The 26,375-nt window shown below is 33.8% G+C and carries 21 protein-coding genes and 1 pseudogene; 9 read left to right on the forward strand and 13 right to left on the reverse strand.

What is annotated here, in order from left to right:
* Positions 1-6: 6 nt before the first annotated feature.
* Positions 7-1,107 (forward strand): SLC13 family permease, encoded by a 1,101-nt coding sequence (locus tag TTHT_RS08680; protein WP_201327579.1) that lies wholly within the window; start codon positions 7-9, stop codon positions 1,105-1,107.
* Here TTHT_RS08680 and TTHT_RS08685 read toward each other — a convergent pair.
* Positions 1,104-3,512, reverse strand: a complete 2,409-nt coding sequence (locus TTHT_RS08685) for a 1-acyl-sn-glycerol-3-phosphate acyltransferase (protein ID WP_201327580.1) — start codon at positions 3,510-3,512, stop codon at positions 1,104-1,106. The two genes, TTHT_RS08680 and TTHT_RS08685, sit on opposite strands and share 4 nt — an antisense overlap.
* A 51-nt stretch (positions 3,513-3,563) precedes the next feature.
* On the opposite strand from TTHT_RS08685, the gene TTHT_RS08690 reads away from it, so the two are divergent.
* Entirely contained in the window at positions 3,564-3,881 is a 318-nt protein-coding gene (locus tag TTHT_RS08690; protein WP_201327581.1) for a hypothetical protein, read from the forward strand.
* Here TTHT_RS08690 and TTHT_RS08695 read toward each other — a convergent pair.
* Entirely contained in the window at positions 3,844-4,299 is a 456-nt protein-coding gene (locus TTHT_RS08695; RefSeq protein ID WP_269089384.1) for a Mut7-C RNAse domain-containing protein, read from the reverse strand. The genes TTHT_RS08690 and TTHT_RS08695 overlap by 38 nt on opposite strands.
* Positions 4,300-4,382: 83 nt before the next feature.
* Positions 4,383-5,516, reverse strand: a pseudogene (locus TTHT_RS08700) (IS256 family transposase).
* Between the two features lie 162 nt (positions 5,517-5,678).
* Here TTHT_RS08700 and TTHT_RS08705 point away from each other — a divergent pair.
* A complete protein-coding gene (locus TTHT_RS08705; RefSeq protein ID WP_201327583.1) occupies positions 5,679-6,416 on the forward strand; it encodes a substrate-binding periplasmic protein in 738 nt (245 codons plus the stop codon).
* On the opposite strand, the gene TTHT_RS08710 is transcribed toward TTHT_RS08705, so the two are convergent.
* From TTHT_RS08710 to TTHT_RS08725, 4 genes are read right to left on the reverse strand one after another with little or no spacing between them, the layout of a single operon-like run.
* A complete protein-coding gene (locus TTHT_RS08710) occupies positions 6,417-7,322 on the reverse strand; it encodes a TonB family protein (protein ID WP_201327584.1) in 906 nt (301 codons plus the stop codon). It lies immediately after the preceding gene.
* Positions 7,319-8,218 (reverse strand): serine hydrolase, encoded by a 900-nt coding sequence (locus TTHT_RS08715; protein ID WP_201327585.1) that lies wholly within the window; start codon positions 8,216-8,218, stop codon positions 7,319-7,321. The genes TTHT_RS08710 and TTHT_RS08715 overlap by 4 nt, the downstream gene beginning before the upstream one ends.
* Positions 8,200-9,135, reverse strand: a complete 936-nt coding sequence (locus TTHT_RS08720; RefSeq protein ID WP_201327586.1) for a Gfo/Idh/MocA family protein — start codon at positions 9,133-9,135, stop codon at positions 8,200-8,202. The genes TTHT_RS08715 and TTHT_RS08720 overlap by 19 nt, the downstream gene beginning before the upstream one ends.
* On the reverse strand, positions 9,132-11,567 hold the full coding sequence (locus tag TTHT_RS08725; protein ID WP_201327587.1) for a S9 family peptidase: 2,436 nt from the start codon (positions 11,565-11,567) through the stop codon (positions 9,132-9,134). Before TTHT_RS08725 ends, TTHT_RS08720 begins: the two co-directional genes overlap by 4 nt.
* 207 nt (positions 11,568-11,774) lie before the next feature.
* On the opposite strand from TTHT_RS08725, the gene TTHT_RS08730 reads away from it, so the two are divergent.
* The 3 genes from TTHT_RS08730 to TTHT_RS08740 all read left to right on the forward strand — a co-directional run bounded on the left by TTHT_RS08730 (position 11,775) and on the right by TTHT_RS08740 (position 15,029).
* Complete coding sequence (locus TTHT_RS08730; RefSeq protein ID WP_201327588.1) at positions 11,775-12,341, forward strand: hypothetical protein; 567 nt, start codon at positions 11,775-11,777, stop codon at positions 12,339-12,341.
* 109 nt (positions 12,342-12,450) lie between these two features.
* Positions 12,451-13,974, forward strand: a complete 1,524-nt coding sequence (locus TTHT_RS08735; protein WP_201327589.1) for a c-type cytochrome — start codon at positions 12,451-12,453, stop codon at positions 13,972-13,974.
* Positions 13,971-15,029, forward strand: coding sequence for a hypothetical protein (locus TTHT_RS08740; protein WP_201327590.1), 1,059 nt, complete (start codon positions 13,971-13,973; stop codon positions 15,027-15,029). Before TTHT_RS08735 ends, TTHT_RS08740 begins: the two co-directional genes overlap by 4 nt.
* A gap of 42 nt (positions 15,030-15,071) precedes the next feature.
* Here TTHT_RS08740 and TTHT_RS08745 read toward each other — a convergent pair whose 3' ends face one another.
* From TTHT_RS08745 to TTHT_RS08755, 3 genes are all read right to left on the reverse strand, one after another.
* Positions 15,072-17,321: an NADP-dependent isocitrate dehydrogenase gene (locus TTHT_RS08745; protein ID WP_201327591.1), complete on the reverse strand. Its 2,250-nt coding sequence runs from the start codon at positions 17,319-17,321 to the stop codon at positions 15,072-15,074.
* 152 nt (positions 17,322-17,473) lie between these two features.
* Complete coding sequence (locus TTHT_RS08750) at positions 17,474-18,508, reverse strand: deoxyguanosinetriphosphate triphosphohydrolase (protein WP_201327592.1); 1,035 nt, start codon at positions 18,506-18,508, stop codon at positions 17,474-17,476.
* Positions 18,509-20,011 carry a sodium/proline symporter gene (locus tag TTHT_RS08755; protein ID WP_201327593.1) on the reverse strand — a complete coding sequence of 501 codons (1,503 nt, stop codon included), beginning with the start codon at positions 20,009-20,011 and terminating at the stop codon, positions 18,509-18,511. It abuts the gene before it with no gap.
* A gap of 225 nt (positions 20,012-20,236) precedes the next feature.
* Between TTHT_RS08755 and TTHT_RS08760 the strand changes: the two genes are divergently transcribed.
* Genes TTHT_RS08760 through TTHT_RS08770 form a run of 3 tightly spaced genes read left to right on the forward strand, consistent with a single transcriptional unit; the run spans position 20,237 to position 21,430 of the window.
* Positions 20,237-20,419, forward strand: a complete 183-nt coding sequence (locus TTHT_RS08760) for a helix-turn-helix domain-containing protein (protein WP_201327594.1) — start codon at positions 20,237-20,239, stop codon at positions 20,417-20,419.
* 21 nt (positions 20,420-20,440) lie between these two features.
* A complete protein-coding gene (locus tag TTHT_RS08765) occupies positions 20,441-21,037 on the forward strand; it encodes a peroxiredoxin (RefSeq protein WP_408033916.1) in 597 nt (198 codons plus the stop codon).
* 12 nt (positions 21,038-21,049) lie between these two features.
* Positions 21,050-21,430, forward strand: coding sequence for a desulfoferrodoxin (locus TTHT_RS08770; RefSeq protein ID WP_201327596.1), 381 nt, complete (start codon positions 21,050-21,052; stop codon positions 21,428-21,430).
* 45 nt (positions 21,431-21,475) lie between these two features.
* On the opposite strand, the gene TTHT_RS08775 is transcribed toward TTHT_RS08770, so the two are convergent.
* From TTHT_RS08775 to TTHT_RS08785, 3 genes are read right to left on the reverse strand one after another with little or no spacing between them, the layout of a single operon-like run.
* On the reverse strand, positions 21,476-25,279 hold the full coding sequence (locus TTHT_RS08775) for an ATP-binding protein (RefSeq protein ID WP_201327597.1): 3,804 nt from the start codon (positions 25,277-25,279) through the stop codon (positions 21,476-21,478).
* A 59-nt stretch (positions 25,280-25,338) separates the two neighbouring features.
* Entirely contained in the window at positions 25,339-25,713 is a 375-nt protein-coding gene (locus tag TTHT_RS08780; RefSeq protein ID WP_236578190.1) for a RidA family protein, read from the reverse strand.
* A gap of 1 nt (position 25,714) precedes the next feature.
* The gene (locus TTHT_RS08785; RefSeq protein ID WP_201327598.1) at positions 25,715-26,356 is read right to left on the reverse strand and encodes a class I SAM-dependent methyltransferase; all 642 of its coding nucleotides are present in this window, start codon (positions 26,354-26,356) and stop codon (positions 25,715-25,717) included.
* Between the last annotated feature and the right edge of the window lie 19 nt (positions 26,357-26,375).

Raw genomic sequence — 26,375 nt, forward strand, 5'->3', positions numbered from 1 at the left:
AATGTAATGAGACTTTTTAAGGATTTTGTAGCAAAAGAAATTTTGTTTATAATTTTCCTCATTGCTGGAATAGTTTTGCTAATTTTATCTCCACAATCAATTAAAACACTTCCTCAACTGGTTGATTGGGAAACTATTGCCATATTAAGCGGATTCTTGTTTATCACCAAAGGGATTGAAGAAAGCGGATACCTTGAAAAACTTGTTCTTTACTTTTCAGGGAAAGTTAATACTGAAAAAATGGTAGCGCTTACATTTATTTTGTTAACTGGTTTTTTATCTATGTTTTTAACCAACGATATTGCTTTGTTTATAGTAATACCTTTCACAATAATCTTTTTTAAAACTATTGAAAATAATTTAACCAAATTAATTGTTCTGGAAGCACTGGCCGCAAACGCAGGCTCCGCTTTAACCCCAATTGGAAATCCTCAAAATATTTTTCTGTGGAAACAGTGGGATATTTCTTTTTTTCAATTTATATTCAAACTATTTCCTCTTTTTATAGTTTTAATCTCTATTCTTATTGTTTTTGCACTGGTAATGTTCAGGAAAAATTCTATAATTCAGAATGATAAAAACTTAAAAAAACCTGTAGATTCTGCCCTTTTTAAGTGGTCTCTTGTTCTATTTCCATTATTTATTGTGGCGATTGAAACAGACAATACTTATTTTTTCTTACCGTTCATAGTTGTTTTCTATTTGCTATTTTTTCGCAAAATAATAAAAAAAATAGATTACATTTTTATTGTGCTTTTCATCCTGGTTTTTATTGATATGAACCTTTTGTCACAGTTAAAAATTGTAAAAGTATTTATTACTCACTTTGACTTTTTAAAAGGATTTAACATCTATTTTTTCTCAGCTTTTCTATCCCAGATCACAAGCAATGTTCCGGCAACAATTCTTATTTCAAAGTTTTCAGGAAATTACAGAGCAATTGCCTATGGTGTTAATGTGGGGGGAAGCGGGCTTTTTTTAGCATCTTTTGCAAACATTATTGCATTAAGGCTTGCAAAAAAGAAAGGACTGTTTTTTGAATTTCATAAAATATCTATTCTCTACTTTTTAGTTACTCTTTTAATTACTTCTTTCTTGTTTTTTTAAAAAGCAATTGAAGATATATAAGATTTAATTCTTTCTTTTAATAGATAGTATTTCTCTTTTTCTTCAGTTGTTTCTGATTTCTTAAACTGTTCAAAGAGTTTGTGCCAGTCAACATAGTTTGACTGGACAAATTGCTGGTGGGCATTTTGATAATAAAACTTGTTGATAGATTCCCTTCTCGTTATCTCTCCCATTGCATAGAGGTATTTTCCCCTGTCAATAAATTCAGAAACAATGTTTGAAGGTATATCAACATTGTCCCTTGCAATGGCATAGTAACCGTCAAGCACAGTGTAATAAGCCTCAAGGTATGAAAGTATCATTGAAGCAACATGTTTAAGTATTGGAATTGCGTGGGAACGGATTGTAATATTTTCCCCATCAACAGAAACAAGCCTGTAATCTTCAAGGTGTTTAAGCTCTTCCTTAACTTTTTCTACTGTTAATTCATCCTGTTGATATATAAACTCTTTTCTAAATAACTCAAAAAGAAAGTTAGCATCGTCAAATATTTCCTGAATTGTGAGTTTCTTCTTTTTTCTTAAAAGAATTGCATTTGAAATAAAAGCAACATATAAAAATAGGTGAATTACATTATTTTTATAGTATTCGAGATAATTTCTCTTATCCTCATCAACAACATATACCTTTTTACCACCTAATTCCCTTACTTCAACAACTCCCTTTTCTATAAAGTAATCAACAACCTTTTTTATTAAAAGCTCGTCATCTTCCATATCAAATACATCTGCAAGGGGTGCATTTATACTTTTAACATAAGTTAGCGCATAGGCAATCCTTCTCTGTAAACCAGTTTCAAGCAGTCCTTTTTTAATGTTTGAAAGCAAAATTAGAGAAGTAAGGGCAATGGGGGTTACAATCGTTTCCTTCTCAATATCCCTTAAAACCCTGTAAGCAAGAAGTGAATTAAAGCGCCTGAACTCTTTTTCATCCAGCTGCTCTAAATCTATTCCAATTTCATCTGCAAACTCTTTAACAGTAAATGGCTTAGCAAAGTTCATATATATTTTGCCGAAATTTTTGCCTAAAAACTTTGTTGTTTTTAAAACAGCTGCAGCACTTTCCTTCTCCTTTTTTCTTCCCTCCATTTCGCGCAAATATGCCCCAGACTCAAATAACTTTCCGTAAATAATTGATGTTGGAAGGATTACAATGTCTTTAACTCTGCCCTCTTTCACCTCTTTTGTGTTAAAAGACAACAACCCCATTTTTGGGTGAAGCAATTTTCCTGTTCTACTTCTTGTTCCTTCAAGGAAAAACTCCTGTGGCAAACCGTCAAGCAAAAGCCTTCTAATGTATGCCTGCAATATTACAGGATAAAGTTTGTCCCCTTTAATTGTCCTTCTTATAAAGTATGCTCCGCTGTTTCTGAAAATATAACCCATAGGGAAAAAGGAAAGGTTTATCCCAGCAGCAATGTATGGCATTCGCAAATTGTATTTAAAAAACAGGTATGAAACTATCAGGTAATCTGCGTGGCTTTTGTGGCATGGAAGAACAAGGGCTGGTAATTGCCCTGCAAGTTGCCTGTACTCTTCAAGTCTATTTTCGTTTACCCAGAAGCCTTCTATAATTTTAGGCCACGCCCAGTCAAGAGTCCTCTCAAACTTAAAAATTACACTTTCTTTGTAGTTAGCTGCCATTTCATCAAGAATTTTCAATGCCTTTTTAATAAGTTTTCTCTTTTTAGATAAATCATTCCCCGAAAGCTCCTCAATTTTAGCCTGCACTTCAGGGTCGTTTAAGACAAGGTGAATTATTTTGTCTCTTTCCTTTAAAGGAGGGCCTATAACTATCTTTTCAAGTTTGTTTAATTCTTCGTCTATAACCTTGCCCAATTCCTCTATACTAAGACTTTCATCTAACAAAAATGGCTCTCCAAAATCAATAACTGCCTTCTTACAACCTGTTATAACCTGCCAGATTTTGACAAGGGCTCTTGGATTATCCGGCTCACCAAAAAGGAAATTCCAGTTGCTGTGTTCCCTTCTTGCAACTTTTTTCCAGAGTATAAAGGTTGGAATAAAAACAGGCTTTTTATTGTATTTGTTACAAAGAGCAACAATTCTCTTGATAAAATCTTCCCTTAAAGCAATCTTATTGTTTTTTTTCAAAAAGAGTGCAACAGGCCTTCCCTTTTGAACACAGTATTCAAGCTGGCTTTCAAAATCTTTAAAAAAGGAGAATGCATTTTCGCTATAACACAATATTTTATGGGCTTTTTCTTCAAGGACATACTTTAAAAACCAGTTATCAATCCTGCTTCTATGCTCAACTGTAAATATAGGAAATATATCATCTTCCTCAAAAAAGAAATTAAGTTTTTTCAAGGTTAAATTTGATAAATTTACCTTTTTAAAAAAATGGTTTAATCCAAATGCCATGTGTAAATTATAGCATATTCTGTTAAAATTAAACGAGAGTTTGGAGGAGATATGATAAAAATTATTCTTACCAATTTAATACCTGATAGAAATGAACAGGAAAAACACGACTTAAAAATACTTGAATGGATATGCAAGGAAAATGATAATTGTGTTACAGTGCTTGAATTATCAAAGATTCTTGTGGCAGAAAACAAAGTTAAGCCTGAAAGAATTATGGAATCTTTGCTTAACTACCTGAAAAAAAATAGAGAAAACATTGTTTTAATTGATACAAGCAGAGACCATTACTGGCGAGATACATTTGAAGATTCAATTGAGGGATTAAAGATTATTCACAATCCATATCCTGATACACTTTTTCAATAAATCTTTCTATTTTTTCAACGTGGGTTCCCTTCCAGTAAATTTTCCCGCAATTTTTACACCTGAAAAATGTCTCTTGAGTTTGAAAAACATAGTATGGAACAAGGTTTCTTATTTCATCTTTATTTAACTTTTCAAGCTCACCATTGCAAACTGAACACCTTGATTTTTCCCTTTTTTTAAGAGAAAAACTTTTTATAACCTCGCAGAGTTGTCTTTCAAGTTTCTCTGATTTCACAAAGTAAGACTTCTCAAAACTTTCTGCAAGCTCTCTGTCTTTTGTCAATAAAATCCTTTCCCCCTTTTCTGCAAGTTTTATTAAAAAATCATCCCTTGCATATGGGAAAAAAAGAGTGTCATACCCTAAAATTCTTAACCATTTAGCAAGAGTGCCAAGCATACAATCGCAAATAAATTTCATAGTTTAAGTATAAAGTTAAAAAAAGAAAAATTTCAAGAACTACCAAATAGCGATTTAAATTTGGTAATGTCAAGTTAATTGTGTCAGGCATGGGAAGCCTCCCGGGAAAGAGAAGAAAAAAAGCGATTAAAAGAAGAAGAATACCTTAAACTCCTTGATTGATACTTCTCATTCTTGTCTGTGAAGAAAATGTAAAGAAACTTCTCTGCACTTTGTTCATTTTGAAAAAATCCTCGTATTCGTATGTAATCTTTTAACTCTTTAAAACACCTTTCCATCCAGTTTGTTGTTCTGAAGTAACTTCTTATCTCATCAGGGGCAAGGAGAAAGAATGTATAGTTATCAACTTTTGCCTTAATGTTTTTTAAAAACCTGTATATCTTTTTCCATTTTTCAATAAATGCAAGAAGTTTGGTTTTCCCTTCTTCCCTGCTTTCGCATTTCATTATCTCGTCTAATTCTTCTTTTATTTTCTCAAAATGATGTTTTCTTACTCTGTTTTTTATGTTTCTTTTCAGGTGAAACCAACAAAGTTAGTGCATAGTCTCAGGAAATTCTTCTTTTATCGCTTCAGATAAACCTGTTAAATCATCACTTATAATCAGTTTTACTCCTTTTAAGCCTCTTTCTTTTAAATCCCTGAATATTTCCTGCCAGAGGGATGCTTTTTCGTTTCCTCCAGGAAGAAAGTATCCTAAAATTTCTCTTTTACCGTCTTCAGATAAGCCCAATACTGCATATACTGCCTCTTTTGCCACACTGTCTCTTTTTAATGAAATGTATGTTGCGTCTATATATAGCACGGGGTATGTTTTTGTTAATCTTCTGTTTTTCCATTTTTCAATTACTTCTTCAGATATTTCACTTATTCTGCTTACATATTGAGCTGATATGTTAGTTCCTATGAGATTTTTAATTACCCCTGCTGTCTTTCTTGTGGATACTCCTGCTATAAACATTGCCTCCACAATATCTTCAAGAAAAAACATTACCCTTTTTCTCTGGGGAAGCCATTTAACCTTAAACTGACTGTCTCTTGTTCTTGGAATTTGCAATTCAATCTCTCCTAAAAAGCTTTTAGGCGTTCGCTTATAATAACCGTTTGCCCTTGTTTGGCCTCTTGCTTCTTTTAAGTATCTTTCCCTCTCTTCCAACAACATTTCCTGCAACATTTTCTTGAAAAATTCTTTAAATTGAGTGAAAATTAAATCACTCATTGGTGGTACCTCCTTTCGGGAATTTTTCTTCTGAGGTTATTTTAACCTCTCCTTCCCGAAAGGAGTTTTTTTTCTCCCTGACACAATTAATGTTACACTGCCTTAAATTTCTACAATTACAAATTTTTTTACTTTGCTCGTAAAATATACTATATTTGAAATATGAATAAGTTATTAAAAACATCTTTGTTAGCTATCTTTTTCTTGGTTTTCCTTTCGCTTTTTCAGGCAAAAAGTAAGGATATAAAAGTACTCAAGGTTTACACATTTAATAGACCACCTTTATACATTGTAAAGGGGAACAAATTTTTTGGAATCCTTGTAGAAAAAATCAAAAAGATACTGGATAAAGCAAAGATTAACTATAAATTTATTGAAATGCCTCCTGCAAGGATACTGCATCAACTGAAAATTGAAGTAAATGCATGCTCCATAGGGTGGTTAAAAAATAAAGAAAGGGAAAAATCCTATATTTATAGCAAACCTTTTTTTATTGAGAACAACTATTTTATTATTGTAATGAGAAAAAACTTAAATCCAGAATATAAGAATCTCTTTAAATCCCCTTTTTTTACAATAGCACTGGTGAAGGGTTTTTCATACGGTGATGAAATAGATAAATTACTTGCAAACTCAAAAATCAAAAAATTCAGGATACCTAACGCTAATGCAAAAATGCTTTTAAAAATGGTAAAAAACAACAGGGTTGATATGACTATAGTGTCAAGGGAAGAGGCTGAAGCTTTTTTAAAAGACAGTGAATTTGAAAATTCAATAAAACTTATTCCATTTAATGAAAGAAACTGCATAAAAAGGTATATCATTTTCAGCAAAAAAACAGATAGAGACATAATTAAAAGAATAAACAATGCAATAGATGATTTAGAGAATAAGGAATAATTATTTCATTTTCACATAGTAGTAAAATGTCCATTTAACATGTATTCTGTCTTTTTTTATAAAGGACGGAAGAGGTGGAAAGGGGTTGGAGTACTTAATTGCAAGAAATGCTGCCATATCAAGAGGGTCTATCCCTGTTTTTTTTACAAATTGAAGGTTTTCAATCTCCCCGTTTTTCTTTATGTCAAACTCAACCTTAACCACTCCCTTTAAAAATAAATCCCTTACAACAGGGGGAATAATCCAGTTTGATTTTACCTTTTGCTGAATTAGTTTTGCATAAGGCCCTAAATCAAAGCCCTGGGTGTCTATTGAGAAGTTACCTGGAATTGTTAAACCACCATTTTCATTGCTGTAAACTTCTGGCTTTGTTGCAGAAAAAAGATTCTCCGTATTTAAATAAGGTTTTTTCTTCATAACCTTTGCCATTTTTTGCTTTTCATTCTGGCCTTGAAGGGCTTCAGCAGTGCTCTGCCCTTCAGTGTTTTTTTTCTGTTTTAAGTTTTTTCCCTTCTCTTTTATTGTTTTTTTAAGCAATTGTTGAGGCTGTGGAAGTGATTTCATCCTTCTTGATTTTACAACCATACCTTTTTTAATAATAACTTCAGGGGTATTTCCTTTTGAATACGGGGTGTTTGATTTCTTTCCCCTTCCCCCTGATGCTTTTCTTGAAATGTCTGAGTATAGTTTTGCATTGGGATTTTCTTTAACAGGGGTTTCCTCAGGCAAATCTACAAAGGTAAACTTTATCTCCTTGCTGTTCTTTGATGCAGTTTGAATAATCTTATTAATATTTTTTATAAAATTTGCAAAGAAAATCCTATCTGATGCAAAGTAGAGAATAAGCGTTAACAAAATTGCTATCATCAGGCTTTCAAACAGGGTTATCTCTCGCCTCTGCCTCATACAAATCTCTCAAAACATTTTTTAAAAATCCTGTACCTTATGGAAGAAAAATTAATATCCTTCCTCTCAGGGCATATATAGTTTGACAGAAAAATAACAAAAACATTTTGTTTTTTGTCAATTGCTATTCCAGTGCCTGTAAAACCAAGGTGATAAAAGTAATCATCTCTTTCAAAAAGCGGCAGGTAAAAGTTTTGTATTTCCAAAAGATTTTCAATTAGCAATTTAACTCCAAAAACATTTGCGAAAAGGCCTGAATTACCAGCAATTCCATTTGAATAATGGGAATTTAAGTCATGGGTTTCCCCTTTAATTATCCTGTTTAGCCTGAATTTTCTTTTATCTGGATTTTTAACAAAATCTTTAGCAAGGTTGTATTCAAATACATTCCCCCTCTCAGTCGGAGCAACATTTACACATTTTAAAGGGGGAAGAAAGCAATTCTTAAAATCCTTGAAAAAATCTTCTGCAATTTCCTTAAATGGTTTTTTCAAGTTTAATTCAACTAATTCTTTCAACAAAATATAATTCAAACAGGAGTAAACCTTTTCTCCTTTCTTCCCCTTAAACCCTTTTTCAATAATTGTTTCTCTGTAAGAGTTTTTAAAAAGGTAAAGGGGTAACCATGGGATTAAACCAGAGGTGTGGTTTACTAATTCCTTTATCTTTATTGAATATGGAAGTTCAGAGAAATAATCCCTTGCATCCTCTTCTAAATCAAAACACTTCTCAACAATAGGGAATGTAACAAGCGGTTTTGTTATAGAGGCACAATCGTAAACAAAAAAATCAGGATAACCTTCAAAAAAAACAATCTGACTATTTTTTACGACAGCAAGGGAATAAGAGGGGGTAAGCCCCCTCAAATCAATATCCCCTAAAATTCCCTGAAACATTCCCCGTTTTCAATCATCTCAGAAATTGTTTTTGTAAGTTTAAGTGCTTTTACCCCATCCTCTCCCGAAACAGGTACATTACTATTTTCCAACACAGAGTCAAGAAAAGCCCCGTCTTCAGCTTCCAATTGGTCTTTATTTACAACCTCAAGCTGTTTTGAAACTAATTCCTTTCCCTTATAAAAAACCTTTTTAAGTGTTCTATTGTTTAAATTTGCAGAATAATAGCAATCTTTATCAAAAACCCTTATGCTTCTGTCTCTGTCTTCTGACACCCTTGAAACACTTAATTCAGCAAGGCAACCATTTTCAAATTCAATTAAAGCAAAGGCTATGTCTGTTTTTTTAGTTACAACCTTGCTCCCCTTTACCGTAATTCTCTTTACCTTTGAATCTGCAAGCTTTAATACAAGGTCTATATCGTGAATCATTAAGTCAAGCACAACATCAATGTCAACACTTCTCCCAGTAAATGGGGACAGCCTTGAAGTTTTTATAAAAGAGGGGCTTTTGCACTCCTTTGCCAGAGAAACAAATGCAGGGTTAAACCTTTCAATATGCCCAACCTGCAACTTCAAACCCTTTTCTTTAGCAAGAGAAATCAACTTCTCTCCGTCTTCAACTTTGTCTGTAATAGGCTTTTCAACAAGTACATGAATTCCATTTTCAAGGAAAAACTTTGCAATTTCAAAGTGCAAAACAGTTGGGGTTGCAATAACAACAGCCTCAACTTTTTCCTTTATCTCCCTGAAATCTTTAACAAATTCCACACCGTATTTTGAAGCAATCTCTCTCCCTGTTTTTTCATCAATATCAACAACATATTTAAAATCTGATTGAGGAAGTTCGCTTAAAACCCTTGCGTGAAACTTCCCTAAATGGCCTGTGCCTATTACCGCTGTTTTTACCTTTCTCATTTTTTCTCCTCAGTGTAATTAAAAAATTTTTTAAACGGGGTATGCTTTATTTTATCCCTGTTTTTTTCAACCAAATAATCCCAGTATCCGCTCTCTCCTTTAAGGTACTTATCAAACCAGGCAACAAGGAAGTTTTCCTGGCCAATCCAGTTTGCAAACTTGCCCTTCATTCCGTGGTCTTCATTGAAGAATCTTATGTAAACCGTATCTTTCCCTAAAACCTTAAGGGCTGTAAAGAATTGGTCTGATTCAATTGTTGGCACATTTACATCAGCGGTGCCGTGCATAAGCAATAGCGGCGTTTTTACTTTATCTGCATTGTAAAGCGGGGATTTGTCAACATAAACATCCTTTGCATTCCATGGGTAGGTGCCGTGAAGGGCTGTCATTCCGTAAAGGTATCCCCAGTATCCGCCACCCCAGTATGAAGCAATGTTTGAAATGCCATACTCTGAAACAAGCGCCTTGAAAACAGTTGTCTTGTATGCAAGGGTGTTTGCTAAAAACCCGCCGTAACTTCCGCTGTAAGCACCAAGCTTGTTTTTATCTATGCTTTTAATCTGATTGCAAATCCACTTTGTAGCCTCAATTAAATCAGCTGCACTCTTTTCTCCCCACTCATTGCAATGCTCCGCAGCAAACTTCTCTCCCTTTCCAACTGCACCCCTCGGTGTTGTAAGGAAAACAAAGTAACCGTTATTTGAAAGGTATTGAAATACAGGATGAAATGGGTTTCCGCATGGCACAACCCCGCCATAGTAAAAAACAATTAAAGGATACTTTTTATTTGCGTCGTAATTTGCAGGAAAAATAAGGTAATTGTTTATATCATAGCCTGTTTTTGACTTAAATTTAAAGTATTTGTAAGGGGAAAGTACAATCCTTTTTTGAAGAGATTCAGGCTCAAAAACAAACAGTCTTTTCTCCCCTCTGTACAATGCAGGATAGTGATTAAAGTCGCTTGCAAGGTAATAAATTCCGTTTGAGGTAATTTTAAAACCTGTGGTTAAAAGGTTTTCAGGCCTTTCAATCTTTTTTAAATTTCCATTTTTTAAATTGTAAAGGTAAATTTCCCCTCTTCCCTCTTCAGTTGTAATCATTGCAATTGAATCTCCTGTCTTCTGCAATGTATTAGAGGTTTGATAAGCGTATATAATGTCAATCCCTGTTGTAAATTTTTCATTTTTTGTTAATGGTTTAATCTCACCTGTTTTAAGGTTTAGAGAATAAAGACAGTTATCATAGTAATTCGCAGGGATTTTTTCGTTGTACTCTTCCTTCTGTGCTGTAAAGTAAACATAGTCTCCATCAATAATTGTTGAACCAACAGGGTTTTCAGAGCCTATGTTATACTCCCCTATCTTTCTCTCTTTCAAATAGGTTAAATCCTTTTCAAAAACAACAGTTTTAGCCCATGGATACTTATCAATATGTTTTGAAACAAAGTAAACAATCTTTTTACCATCAACTGCAAAAGAATCAATGTAATTAGGGTCAACAACCTTTCTCAATGTTTTCCCATCAATACTTACAGAAAAAATTGCATTTTCAGTTTTGTAAAATGGGGTTTTTTCGTATAGATGCTCTAATATTTCAAAGTTTCTCTTTTTGCTTTTAAAAGTATCAGAGATTAGAAAATAGATAATTTTATCATCAGGGGAAAGGGAGAGTTTTGATATTGATTTTTCTGATTTGAAAATCTCTTTGGTTTCAAGGGTGTTTAAATCAACCTTTAAAATAGTCTTCTTTTTTAAAAGTAAAAGAAAATCTCCAGAATGAGAAAACACGGGACTTTTGCAGTTTTCAAAAGACAGGTAATGTGAAAAATCATTGTTTAAAAAGAGTGCCGTTTCAACCTTTCTCTTGCCTTTTTTATCCCTCTTTGAAATTACAACAGCAACAAATTTCCCGCTTTTATCTGTCGTAAAGTAATATGGATACCAGAAATCTGTGTAATCGTTGTGGTCAACATATTTTTTGTAATCAAGGGAAACTATTCCGTCAATATCTTTTAATTCAATTGATATTGACTTTTTCTCATCTCCTTTTGCAAAAAATGATATAACAAACCTGTGCTTCCCGGTTGTAAGGGCTAATTCACTTTTATTTTTTTTCTCTTTACCATCCACATAAATTTTCAAGTTATCACTTCCCTTAACCTCTATCTTACCCTTTTTAAAGGAATTAACCGTCAAATAAAAACTTACAATCTTTGTATAGGGGTTTGTTGCTTCCGGTAAAACAATTTGAGAAACCTCAACAGGCTTAACAACCCCATTTTCTGTTGTAAAAGTTGAATCCTTTGAAATATAAATATCAGGATTTACCGTGTATCCTGCTGGCAGCATAAATTCAAGCGCTTTATCAACCGTTGCAGAAAAAACTGATAAGGAAAGCAACACAACAATAAAAAATATAGTTAATTTCTTCATATCTCCCCCTAAAATTTATTTCCCTTTGATTATAGCAAGTTATCCGGTAAAATACCCACCCTAAAACCAGATGAAAATTCCTGACTTCCTGTTTTAATTAATAATAAGGATATTGAACAAAAAAAGGAAAATGCTAAAATATGAAAATCACAAGTAAATTGCAATAAGCATCTAAGTATCAAATAAGATAGGTATAAAGGAGGATTGATGTTTGAGGAAAAGATCGAATTACCCGAACAAAAAACAGAATTTCCATATTCTTCCCCAATGTATCTCTATATCCCAGTAGGAAGATTAATTTTTCTTTCTATATTCTCTTTTCACCTCTATGAGGCATACTGGATTTATAAAAACTGGCAATACTTAAAAAAAAGGAAAGGCTTAAATATCCGCCCTTTCTGGAGAGGTGTTTTCGGAGTACTGTTTTGCCACAGTTTATTCAGGATGATTTACAATGACGAAGAAGCAATTGCTATAAAACAGCCTACTTTTTCACCTAAAAAACAAGGAAATTACTTTGTAACTTTGTCTATTGGATCAGGTCTTATAAACAGAGCAAAAAATTTCTGGGCAGGAGTTTTGATGCCTTTTGTCCCTTCATATCTGGCTTTTGTCCCGGTTCAAAAATATATAAACGAGATAACAGAAAAAAGAAACCCAACACAGCAGTATTATAAATGGTCATGGGGGCACATTTTGTGTATTATTTATGGAACATTGTTTTGGGGACTAATTTTGCCTGCTATATTTCTAAAACTAAAAATGATGTTCTGAAAACTCAAATTCTTTAATTTTTTTTTGTTATTCTTAAAATTTTGTTTTAACCTCCCTTAAAAAAGGTATAATTTAATCAAAAAAGGGACAAAGTTTAAGGAGGGTGTGTATGAATTATCCTGTATGGTTTTTGCCTTCAATAGGCGGGGGCACCTTAATAGCATTTATCGCTATTGTGCATGTTTTTGTGTCCCACTTTGCGGTTGGGGGAGGTGCTTACCTTATTGCTTTAGAAAAAAAAGCATACAATGAGGAAAGCAATGAATTACTTGAAATTACAAAGAGGTTTGCAAAGTTTTTTATCCTTTTAACAATGGTTTTCGGTTCAATTACAGGTGTTGGTATATGGTTTATTACAGCACTTGTTAACCCCGGGGGAATTTCCCTGCTTATCCACAACTTTGTATTTGGATGGGCTGCTGAATGGGTTTTCTTTGTACTTGAGATTATCGCAGCCTTTGTTTACTATTACACTTTTGGAAAGATGGATAGAAAAACTCACCTGAAAATTGGCTGGATTTACTTTATATCTGCATGGATGAGTTTATTCTTAATTACAGGAATTATTGACTTTATGTTAACACCAGGCACATGGCTTAAAACACACAATTTCTGGAATGGCTTTTTCAACCCTTCCTTTATTCCATCAGTAGGCTTCAGGACTTTTATGTCTTTCCTTATGGCAGGGGTGTTTGGTTTGTTTGTTCTATCATTTTATAAAAATAATGAGGCAAAGGAAAAATTTGTAAAATACTCAGCATTGTGGGTAACAATTTCCATTATTTTGATGATACCATTTGCTTTGTGGTATGTGTCTGTCCTTCCTTCTGAAGCAAAAGCGCTTGTATTAGGGAAATCACCTGAGATTGTTAGAACAACAAAGGTTATCATTACAAGCGGGATTATAGGGTTTGTTTTAGGCTTGATTGTTTTCTTTAAACCTTCATTTAATAAAGCATATATAGCATTCATTATTTTCCTTACAGGATTCTTTGTAATTGGCTCTTTTGAATGGACAAGGGAAGCGGCAAGAAGGCCTTATGTTATAAATAAGGTTATGTATTCAAATATGATTTTAGAGAGTCAACTTGAAACCTTGAAAAAAGATGGTTTTCTAAAACACGCAAAATGGGTTAGTGCAAGAGAGATAACAAATGAAAACAAAAGACAGGTGGGAAAAGAACTTTTTATCCACCAGTGTTATGCGTGCCATACAATAGGTGGATTCAATAATGACATAAAAGAAAAAGCAGCTTCTATGAGTTACACCGCCCTTACAAAATACATTGAAAAGATACACAAGGTAAGATACTTTATGCCACCTTTTGCAGGAAATGAAGAGGAAGCAAAGGCTCTTGCAGCTTTTATAGCAGGTGATTTATTAGGCAAAGAGGTTAAAGAACCTGTAAAAAAAGCACTTGATGGAAAAACAATATTTGAAGACAATTGCTCATCATGCCATGAACCATCAGATTTTGAAGATTTAATTGCTGGCTGGGACAAAGCAAAGATAAGAAAAGCCCTTGATATGCTTGATAAACTAAATGAAGAAATGCCACCTTTTGAGGGCACACCTCAGGAAAAAGACACATTAACCGAATACCTTTTCAAAATTGCAGGGGGTGAAAAATGATTAATAACCTTATTCCAAACCCGGATACAATTCAGGTTTCATGGATATACTTTCAAATGCTTCTGCTTTTAACAACCCCTATCCATTTTCTCTTTATGAATGCTGTATTAGGCTCAGCTGGAATTGCCACTTACCTTCATTTTAAAGGCGGGGGAAAAGAAAAAAAGCTTGCCCACAGAATTGCTGTATTCCTTCCCCTTGTAATTGCTTTTGCGGTTAACTTTGGAGTTGCCCCTTTGTTATTTGCGCAGGTTTTATACGGCCAATTCCTTTACACATCTTCAGTTTTAATGGCTGTATTCTGGATTTCAATTATTGTAATTCTTATAATTGCCTATTACCTTGCATATTACTATGACTTTAGTTTTGACAAACTGGGGAATACCGGCAAATGGATAATTTTGTTTTCCTTTCTCCTTTTTATTGTTATTGCTTACTTTTTTACCAACAATATGCTTTTAATGCTCCTTCCTGAAAAGTTTTCAGAGTGGTTTAAGAATATGGGAGGAACAATTCTTGCCTCGTCAGATAAGGTGTTCCTTGCTAAATACTTCCACGATATATTCGGGGCAATTGCAATTGGTGGTTTGTATGTGGCTTTAATTTCCCAGTTTAAAAAGGATAAAGAAGGTGAAGTTGCCGAATACGGCAAGGATTTAGGATTAAAGGTTTTCTTTTACTTTACTCTCATTAACATAATCTTTGGGTTATGGCAGTTTCTTACAATCCCTTCAAATATAAGAAGGGGGTTTATGGGAGGAAGCGGAATTGCAAGCGCAGTATTTGTTATCGCCCTTATACTTATTATCCTTGCGCTTGTTTTTGCATGGAAAAAGAATCTTAAATACTCTGCAATTTTTGGTATTCTCACTGTATTGTTTATGTCTTTTGTAAGGGATATAGTAAGACAGGGTTATTTAAAATCTTACTTTACTCCCTCTGACTTAAAGGTTGTAAGCCAATACTCACCTTTTATCTTTTTCCTCATTGTTTTTGTGATAGGAATTTTTATTGCGTACTGGATGATAAAAAAGGCAATAGAGGCATTTAATTAAAAAGGGGGCATTAAGCCCCCTTGATTTTTTTCTAATTCTAAATTAGTTAAATACCTTTTCCCCTAAGTACTCTTCAAGGATTGAAACAAAGGTTTTGCTTGGAAGCATAGCCTTTGTTACCTTTTCTTCATCAGGGAAGTAATATCCGTCAATATCTGCAGGCTTTCCTTCAGACTCGGAAATTTCTTTAATTATTGTGTCAATATTTTCTCTTAATTTTTCAGCAATAGGTTTGAAAGCCTCTTTTAATTCATTATCTTCGTTCTGCTCTGCCAGTGCTTCAGCCCAGTATAAAGTAAAGTAAGCCTGTGAACCTCTGTTGTCTAACTGGCCAACTTTTCTCCCTGGCCACTGCTCGTTCTCAAGCAATGTTGAGACAGCCTTCTCAACAGCCCTGCCCATTACGCCAGCCTTTTTATGTCCTTCTTTCTGCTCCATAAACTCTAAAGTTGCACCAACTGCGTTAAACTCCGCAGTCGAATCCCATCTTAAGTGTCCCTGCTCAATAAACTGCTGAATGTGCTTTGGAGCAGAGCCGCCTGCACCTGTTTCAAATAATCCGCCACCTGCAAGGAGTGGAACAATTGAAAGAACCTTTGCACTTGTTCCAATTTCAATTATCGGGAAAAGATCTGTCAGGTAATCCCTTAAAACATTCCCTGTTACTGAAATTGTGTCTTTGCCTGCCCTGAATCTCTTCAATGTTTCCTTCATTGCCTCTTCAGGTTTTAAAATTTTAATGTCAAGGCCTTCTGTGTCATAGTCTTTGAGGTACTTTTCAACCTTTTTGATAACTTCTCTGTCGTGAGCCCTTTCATTATCAAGCCAGAAAATTGTGGTAAAACCTGTTACCTTTGCCCTGTGTACAGCAAGGCCAACCCAGTCTTTTATTGCAATGTCCTTTGCACTGTAAGCTCTCCAGATATCGTGTTTTTCAACCTTATGCTCTGTATAAACTTTTCCGTTTTCGTCAACAATTCTAACAATACCATCATCTTCAAGGACAAAGGTTTTGTCGTGTGAACCGTACTCTTCAGCCTTTTTCGCCATTAAACCAATATTCTGAACAGTACCTATTGTTGTTCTGTCAAATTTTCCGTTTTTCTTGCAGTCTTCAACAATCTCTTTGTACATTGTTGCATAGCATCTATCAGGGATTAAAGCCTTTGTCTGCTTTAATTCACCATTTTTATCCCACATCTTGCCGCCTTCCCTGATAACAACAGGCATTGACGCGTCAACAATTACAAGGTTTGGTGCGTGAAGGTTTGTAATTCCCTTGTCTGAATCAACCATTGCAAGGTCTGGATTGTTTTTGTATGACTCTTCAATTGCCTTCTTTATCTCTTCCTGTTTTTCAGCAGGCAGTTTTTCAATCTTTTTGTAAAGGTCAACAAGACCGTTGTTTGGATTAACACCTATCTCTTTAAACTCTTTTTCATACTTTTCAAAAACATCTTTAAAGAATGTTGTCACTGCGTGGCCAAAAATTGGTGGGTCAGAAACCTTCATCATGGTTGCTTTAAGGTGCAAGGATAAAAGTAAATCTTTATCTTTTGCGTCTTTTATCTCTTTTTCAAAGTACTTTTTCAACTCTTTAACACTTATATAAGTACTGCTTAAAATTTCACCTTCATCAACTTTCAGATTATCCTTCAAAACCTTGACATTACCATTTTTGTCAACAAATTCAATCCTAACTGTCATATCCCTTTCAGCTGTAAATGATTGCTCATGCTCAAAGAAATCCCCTTTTTCCATATGTGCAACATGGGCTTTAGAATCCTTTTCCCAATCCCTTAATGGAAGCCCTGCAGCCTTTGGATTCTTTTTAACATACTCTTTTAAAGCCTTTGGAGCCCTTCTATCTGAGTTACCCTGCCTCAATACAGGGTTAACAGCACTGCCAAGGCAAACCTGATACCTTTCGTGAATTTTCTTTTCCTCTTCAGTTTGTGGCTCTTCAGGGTAATCTGGGACCTTGTAACCCTTTTTCTGCAACTCTTCAATTGCTGCTTTTAACTGAACAACTGAAGCACTAATGTTTGGCAATTTAATTATCTTAGTTCCTTTTTTTTCTACCAATTCTCCTAATTCTTTCAAATCATCAGGAACCCTCTGCCCCTCTTCAAGGTAATCTGGAAATGTTGCAAGGATTCTTCCTGCCAATGAAATGTCTTTTAAATCAACCTCAATTCCGCCCTTTTTCAAAAAGCCCCTTACAACCGGCAACAATGCAAATGTTGCAAGATAGGGTGCTTCGTCTGTTTTAGTCCAGATAATCTTATTCACTTATCCCTCCCTGTTTATTTTGTAATAAAGTAAAATCACTTAATCTAAAAGCGCACAAGTCTTTTACACAATCAACATAATCTTACTATAAAAATAATGAATAATGAACAACTATTCATTAAATTAAAACGTTTATAAAAGACAATAATTGGTTAAAAAATCCACCTCTGGGGGATAAAAAGTTTTTCAAAGGTGTTTATTGCAAAGGTATCTGTCATTCCAGAGATAAAATCTGCAACTATTCTGTCATTGGGATCATTCCTCTTAAAATAAAACTTTGGAATTTGTTCTGGATGCTTCATATAGAACTCAAAGAGAAATTCAAGCACCCTTTCCGACTTAATAAACTCTTTTTTCACCTTTTGATTGGAATAAATATTGTCGTACATATAATCCTTGAAAATTAAAAAAGCCTCTTTAATTTCAGGAGACATTCCTACTTCTTTGTATTTTTTTTCAAGAGTAAAGAAAACAATGTCGTTTACAAGGGTATTTATCCTCTCTCTCGTTGTTTTGCCTATTCTCTTTCTAACAATTTCAGGCAAATCATTTTCTTTTACAACCTCTGCCCTCACTGCATCGTCAAAGTCGTGGTTTAAATAGGCCACCATGTCTGAAATTCTCACTATTTTTGCCTCATAGGTTGCAATATCAAGGCTTTTCCCCTCTAAATCTCCACTCCTCCCCTTTGAATGCTTGCCTATTCCGTCAACAACCTCAAAGGTAAGGTTTAAACCTTCCCCTTTTTTCTCAAGGTATTTAACAACCCTTACGCTTTGATGATAATGTTTGAACCCCCCTTCAACAAGCCTGTCAAGAACACTCTCTCCCGCATGGCCAAAGGGGGTATGCCCTAAATCGTGCCCTAAAGCAATTGCCTCTGTTAAATCCTCGTTTAACCTTAAAGCCCTCGCTATTGTCCTTGCTATCTGGGAAACCTCCAATGTGTGCGTTAACCTCGTCCTGTAATGGTCTCCCACAGGGGCTAAAAACACCTGAGTTTTGTGTTTAAGCCTTCTAAAAGATTTAGAGTGAATAATCCTGTCTCTATCCCTCTGAAAGCATGTTCTTATTGAACATGGTTCTTCTTCTTTATCTCTACCTTTACTGTTTTTTGAAAGCATTGCAAAGGGAGAAAGTACCTTTTCTTCAATTTTTTCATACTGTTCTCTTAAACTTTCAGTCATTTAGACAGCTAACTCCCTTTCTTCTTTCCCTGTTAACCTTGAAACAATTATACCTGCAATTAGGGAAAGTAAGAAACCTGGTATCAATTCATACAAAGTGTTGCTTAAAGCTGGAATGTTTTTCCAGACAATTATAACAATTGGCCCTACAATAAGATTTGCAAGAGCACCCCATTTGTTAAACCTTTTATCGTAAAGAAGAAGAATTACAAGAGGAGAAAAAGCCGCTCCAAGTGCACCCCATGCATATAACACAAATGAATAAATTACCTTTACATCGTTTAATGCAATAACAAGGGCAATTAAAGTCATAATAACTATTACACTCCTTGTAATTAAGACAAGTTTTTTTCTATCAACTTCTTTTTTTGTAAGTTTAAGCCACAAATCATTTACCAGAGAGGTTGCTGCATACATTAATTGGGAATCTGCTGTTGACATTATTGCCGCAGTTATTGCTGAAAGAACAATTCCTGCAAGCACCGGGTGAAGATAGTATGCGGTAAATTTAGGCAAAGCCTGCTCTGGGTCCGTTAATTGAGGGAAAATTGCCCTTGATGCAATTCCAAGGGTAACAGAACCAAAGAGGACAAAGAAACTCCACAGTGTGCCTATCAAACCTGCCCTCTTACCCTCGTCTTCGTCTTTAACCGTTATATACCTGACAACAACATGGGGCATACCTTGATAGCCTAACCCAATTCCAAGCTGGCCTAAAATAAAACCTATACTTCCCCACAATGTTGCACCCTTTAATGTCCAGAATGTATCAATATTGGCTGATTTCAATGCCTCTATTATATGGGTAACTCCGCCAGCCTGAAAAACTGCGTATATAGGAAGAATTACAAGAATAAAAACCATTAAAAACCCTTGAAGTGCATCTGTCCAGCAAACGGCCGCATAGCCGCCCATTAAAATATAAGCACCTATTATCAAAGCACCTATTAAAACCCCTAAAGTGTACTCCGAAACGGTAAAAAGATTTCCAACAGAATGCTGGAGAGAATTCACAATATTTGGGGGAATAATCTCCATTCCCTGAAATGTTTTCCCTGCACCAACAAATTGAGAAACAACATAGGCTCCCATAAAAAAAACAATTATCAAACTTCCTATTATCCTTAATAATTTCTTTCTATCCTCCAGTGCATCTTCAATCATATCTGCAAGGGTTAATGAGTTAAGCTTTCCAGACAGTCTTCTAACCGGTGCAATTATGAAAAGCCAGTTGGCTGCAAAACCTAAAACACAACCTATTGCCGCCCAGTACGCAGCAAACCCCATTTTATAGCCTAACCCAGATAAACCAAGCATTACCCAGGCACTTTCTGATGATGCAGCTGCTGACAATGCGGTAACAATTGCACCAAGGGATTTTCCGGCAGTAACAAAATCCTCGTAAGACTTTGAAAATTTTTTATCCCCAATGTAACCGATTACAAGCAATGCAATAAGGTAAATTACAAAGGTAATAAAAACTGCCCCAGAGTGAACACCCATATCTCCTCCCCACGAATTTATCTTTATATTTTAATTTTATTTTAAAAAAAGGATAACAGTCAAATTTTTAGTTGTCTTTTCATTTAATTATTCTTATATTTTTAGGTGAATGAAATTTTTAAAAAAATGTAAAATTTTCCCTTGCATAAACTTTATTTTTTAGTAAAATATAATTCGTAATAAAAAAAATTTTTAAGTAAAATAAATTATTAACAGGAGGACAAAATGGCAGAATTAAAAGACGCTGTTTTAAAGGCAATGAAAGATGCTGGCAAACCGGTTAGGCCGGGAGATGTTGCAAAGATGCTTAATGTTGACAGTAAAGAGGTTTCAAAGGCTATTAAAGAGTTGAAAAACGAGGGAAAGGTAATTTCCCCTAAAAGGTGTTACTACGCACCAAACGAATAAATAATATTTAACGGAGGTTTTATAATGGGTTTAGTAGGAAAACAGGCACCTGATTTTAAGGCTACGGCAGTTATGCCAGATAATTCATTCAAAGAGATTTCATTAAAGGATTACGAAGGAAAATACATTGTGTTATTCTTCTATCCTCTTGATTTTACATTTGTATGTCCAACAGAAATTATTGCTTTTGACCACAAATTAGATGAATTTAAAAAGAGAAATGCAGAAGTAATAGGAGTATCTATTGATTCACAGTTTACCCACCTTGCTTGGAAAAACACCCCTGTAGAAAAAGGTGGAATTGGAAATATTCAGTATCCATTGATTGCAGATGTGTCAAAACAGATATCAAGGGATTACGATGTCCTCTTTAATGATAGCGTTGCTTTAAGAGGTCTTTTTATAATAGGTAAAGATGGTATTGTAAAACATTCAACTGTTAACTTCCTTGATTTTGGAAGAAATATTGATGAAGTGTTAAGAACCCTTGACGCAATTCAGTTTGTTGATGAGCATGGAGAAGCATGCCCTGCTAACTGGAAACCGGGGAAACCGGGAATGAAACCAACCCCGGAAGGCGTGGCAGAGTATCTTGCTGAACACGCTGAAGAACTTTAATAGGAGGTTCAAATGAATAGAGGAAATGTTTACAAATGTGAAGTATGTGGAAATATTGTTGAAGTATTAAAAGTTGGCGGAGGAACACTTGTTTGCTGCGGCCAGGATATGAAACTTTTAGAAGAAAAAACCGCAGATAGTGCAACTGAAAAGCATGTACCTGTAATTGAAAAGATTGACGGGGGATATAAAGTTTATGTTGGTTCAACCCTCCACCCAATGGAAGAAAAGCACTATATTGAATGGATTGAATTAATTGCAGACGGAGTAACCCACAGGGCATATCTAAAACCAGGGGATAAACCAGAAGCATTCTTTATGATTGGAGAGGCAAAAGAGGTTTCAGCAAGGGAACACTGCAATCTCCACGGTTTGTGGAAAGGCAACCTTTAATTTTAAGGGTTTTCTATAAGTTAAGGGGCGTTTAATCGCCCCTTTTTATTTTTTCATGCACTTAATAATTGCCTTTTTGAACTCTTCAACAGTATAAGGTTTGCTAAGAACTTCGTCAAAACCGTATTTTTCATACTCTGCAAAAACCACTCCCTTTGAAAACCCGCTTGATACAATTGCCTTGATTTCTGGATAAATAGATTTTATCTCATTTATAATCTCCTTACCTCCTTTACCACCTTTAACAGTTAAATCAAGTATAGCAACATTGTATGGTTTTCCTTTCTTCAACTCTTTTTTTAATCCTTCAACTAAATCCTCTCCTTTAGCAAATATTTGGCCATTAAGACCTAAGAAATCCATTAAGTCATAAATCGTTTCCTGCATAGGCTCTTCGTCTTCAAGCACTGCGATTTTAATTTTCCCAAGGTCTAAATCTTCACCTTCCCTTACTTCTTCTTGAGCTGGTTTTGTTTCTTCCTGTCCATTCACGACAAAATCTCTGTTTGCCGGGAAATAAACATAAAATGCGGTGCCTTTCCCAACTTCAGATTTAACCTCTATACATCCACCATGAGCCTTGACTATATTTCTAACTATCGCAAGCCCAAGGCCAAACCCCTGGTCTTTATAGCCTACAAAAAATTGAAAAATTTTGTCCAGCTTTTCCTTTGGAATTCCAGGGCCATTGTCCTCAACCTTTATTAAAACATATTCCCCTTTATTACAATTGTCAGGTTTTCCCTCTGCAATTACATTTTTGACTTCAACATTGACAACACCCTTTTCATTTAGAACATCCCTTGCGTTACTGAACAAATTCAAAATAACCTGAGCAATTTGGGTAGGATCACCCTTAATTGCCCACAAATTATCTTCAATATTTTTATTAACCTTAATAGAAGAACCTGAAAAAACAAAATTGGCAAGATCGTCAATGGTTTGCTTCAAAAAACCCTTGCTCAAATTAGAAAAAAGAGGTTTACCAGTCTTTGAAAAGGTTAAAAATTGAGTAGCCAGTGCCTTTGCTATTTTCATATTCCTCATTATCTTTTTCAACTCTTTTTCAATATCCTGTCCCTCAAACTGTTTCTCAAGTATAGATATTTTCCCTAAAATACTTCCTAATAGATTGTTAAAATCATGAGCTAAAGATGCAGCAATTTTATTTAATAATCTCATATTCTGGTTTTTAACAACCTCGTCCATATACTTTTCACTATGGGTAATGTCGTTAACAACAAACAAATAACCGCTTAATTTTTCCTCGTCAAACAACTTTTCTGCCTCTATGGTTAGAATAATTTCAGAATTGTAAGGTTTATAATAAAATTTTCTCTCACCGTTAAAAATATCAGTTATTTTTTCAGTAGATATATTTTCAGGCAAATCTTTTATAGAAGACTTTTTTAAGAAATCTAAAATATTTTTTTTATCCAGATCTTCTTCCGCAAATATGTTTATTAAAGATTTATTTGCAAAAACAACATTAAAATTTTCATCTGTAATCGCCACCCCTTCAGAAAGCCTATCAAGAGTTTCTATAAGCCTTTCCCTTTCAATCTCAACCTTTTTTTCAAGCTCTTTAAGCCTTGTAATATCCTGAATAAAGCCAACCCTTTTTATATTGCCAAGTTCATCCCTGGATAGATAGCTTTCTACAAAAATATATCTTAATAATTTTAATTGAGGGTGAACAAACCTGAAAGTATAAATCAATTTTTCATCTTTCAAAAATTCCTTTTCAATCACACTTTTAACAAATTCCCTATCTTCAATATAAACATCCCGTAAAAAGTCATTTAAATCAACTTTATCTCTACTTAAAACTTTTGTAAAAAAACTTGAAACAAGATTAAATTCCTTTTTAGCAAAATCATATTCCCAATAGCCAATTTGAGCAAATTTTTGAGTTTTTTCTAAAATATCAATTTGCTTATTCAGTTCAATCTCAACCTTCTTTAAATCTGTAATATCCTTTATTACTCCTTCCACTCTTTCAACTTTCCCATTCTCTCCAACAACAGGATTCCCTTTGGAAACAACATATCTTAAAGTATCAACATCTCCCGTAACCACTCTAAAATATGCCTCATAGGCTTCTCTATTTTTGATAGGTATTAAAACTGTTTTCCTTGCTTCATAAACATCCTGCTTATATATTTTTTTCTCTATTTCCTCAATATTTACAAATCGATTTTGTCTTTTCTCAATCCCATATATTCTATGAGCCATTTCTGTTGCCCAAAATTGTCTTTTATCCGGGTAATACACCCAGTTACCAACAAGTGCCATCTCTTCAGCTTTTCTATATCTTTCATTTAATACACTTAACTCTTTAAGCAACTTATATCTTTCGGTGATGTCAATCAGGGTTAAGAGATATCCATTTTTATTCTTAAATTTTAACGGGCTGATATAAACCTCAATTCTCTTTAAATTATTTTTTACAGTAATTTCCTTTTTAAAATTACCCGCCTTAGAAGTTATCAAATTGAGAAACATTTTTTTATCTTCTTTTGATAAAACTTCCAGAAAATTAATAGATAAATTTTCTTTTTCTATACCAAGAATTTTTTCAGCAGCAGGATTTATAAATTCAAAATTAAAATATTCATCACTAACTATTATTCCATTGTTAACATTTTTTGTTATCTTCTCTAACATCTCAGTTGTCGCTTTTAATTCCTCATTTGTAGATAGCAACTTTTCTTCAGATTTTTTTAATGCAAGAAGGTTGTTTTTGACTTTTCCAGCAAATTCACAGGTTTCCTTAAATGATAAAGAATTACACTGGAAATTCTCAATTTCACTAATTCCAGAATTATAAAACTTTTCGAAAATAGAATTGATTATCCTCAAATCATTATTAAACTTTTCTCCAAGCAAAAGAAACACCAACCATATCTGGAAAAGCACTGAAAGCAACCAGATAAAGAAAACTTCCCAGAATTCTTTATAGAGTTTTCTTTTGTACCTGAAATAAAGAGGTATAAAATCTTTATTTATATCGTCAAAATAGACCCCAGCGCCAACAATCCATTTTAATTTTTTATCATAAACTATATATGAAACTTTTCTTGATTCAGTTTTTAAATCTGGTTTAAACCAATTATACTCTACAAAACCTTTACCCTCTTTTTTAGCAATATCAAAAAACTTTTTTCTAACAATAGCCCCATTTTTTGGGGATACTTCTTCAAGGTATTTATCCATAATTTTATTGGCAGAAAGCAAAACCTTACCATCATTATCAACTATAAAGAGATAACCAGAATCTTCAAATTTAATCTTTCTTAAAGAAGTAAGTAGGGTATCTTTTAAATATTTTTTCATATCATTTTTATATACAAAAGCATAGAATTGATAAGTTTTATTTAATATAGGAATACTCTTTAACATACCAAATTTATTAAAATTTTTTTCTTTCAAATCATTTAAAGAGCACTTTTTATCGCTTGAATAAACAACTCTTCCTCTCTTTTTATCAACGATACACACATTAATAAGAGAAGGTTGGTTATTGTTTGCATCAAGAAAGTCAATCAAATTATTTAACCTCTTTTGCCTCGAAGCGTTGAATAAAACTTTCTTAATGTGTTCTTCTAAATTATTAATTTGATTATCATAAGTTGACCGAATGTTATTATAGAACTGCTCAACAATAGATTTTAGGGAAGTTTTTTTTGCATTTATATAGATTTTTTTAAATTCTACAATTTGATTATTTATCTCTATTTTTTCATTTTTGTACCATATAACCAAAAACAAAGTGGTAAAAATTAATACGGTTATCAAAAAGGTAATTAATAAAAATTGGAATAGTGTTAACTTTTTCTTTTTATACACTTTTTCCTCTAAAAACTTTTTTTATATTCTAACAACTTTAAATTAAAAAAGGAATAGATTTATTCAGTTGCTATTGCTTCAATTTCCACAAGAACATTTTTAGGAAGCGTTTTAACTGCAACTGCTGCCCTTGCCGGCTTATGACCATTAAACATTTTTTCATAAACCTCGTTCATCTCACCAAATGTTGACATATCGGCAAGAAAAACAGTTGTTTTAACAACATTTTTGTAACTTGTCCCAGCTGCCTCTAAAACATTAAAGAGGTTTTTCAATACCTGCTCTGTTTGTTCTTTTACATTTTCTCCTACTATTTCCCCACTTTCAGGGTTAATTGAAATCTGGCCTGAACAAAAAACAAAACCATTTGCTTTGACAGCCTGAGAATAGGGCCCAATAGCCTTTGGAGCTCTGTCAGTCTGAATAAATTCCATATTAATCCTCCTTCTGACATATTGTTAATCTTACTTTTTTACCAAAATAAAATTTGTAATTAAAATTTTTAAAACCAATTTTACTTAACTCTTTTTCCCAGTTGTGAGTAATAAACTCTGAGGCCAAATCACATTCAAGGTAAAAACCTATTTTTGTAATAATAGAAGCCTTTTTTAAGTTAATTTCATCGTTATAATCGATAAGACAAAAATACCCACCAGGCTTTAAAATACGGTAAAACTCTTTGAGAACAAAAAGCCTTTCTTCATGCTCAAAACCATGAAGAACAAAACACATAAAAGTCATATCAAATGAGTTAGCTCTAAAAGGAAGGAAAGATTTTAAACTTGCCTTAACAGGCAAAAGGCTTTTATTTTTTTCAGACTTTTTAGCAAGTTGTTTTAGAAACTCCTTCCCTATATCCATGCAAACAATTTTTATATCTTCAGCCTGTTTAGAAATTAGGGATGCATTTCTCCCTGTACCAGCACCTGCATCAAGAATTAAAAAATTATCTTTTACAGGCAAAGATTTAATTGCTGAGTTTATAAAATAAGGATAGTAACCTAAGGTTATTAAATTCATTAAATAGTCGTAAAACCTTGCCTCAAAGCCTTTTACCTCAATCTTTGTTCTTGCCATTTTTCTCTCCCATCAAAAA

This window comes from Thermotomaculum hydrothermale, from assembly GCF_016592575.1.
Classification (GTDB): Bacteria; Acidobacteriota; Holophagae; order Thermotomaculales; family Thermotomaculaceae; genus Thermotomaculum; species Thermotomaculum hydrothermale.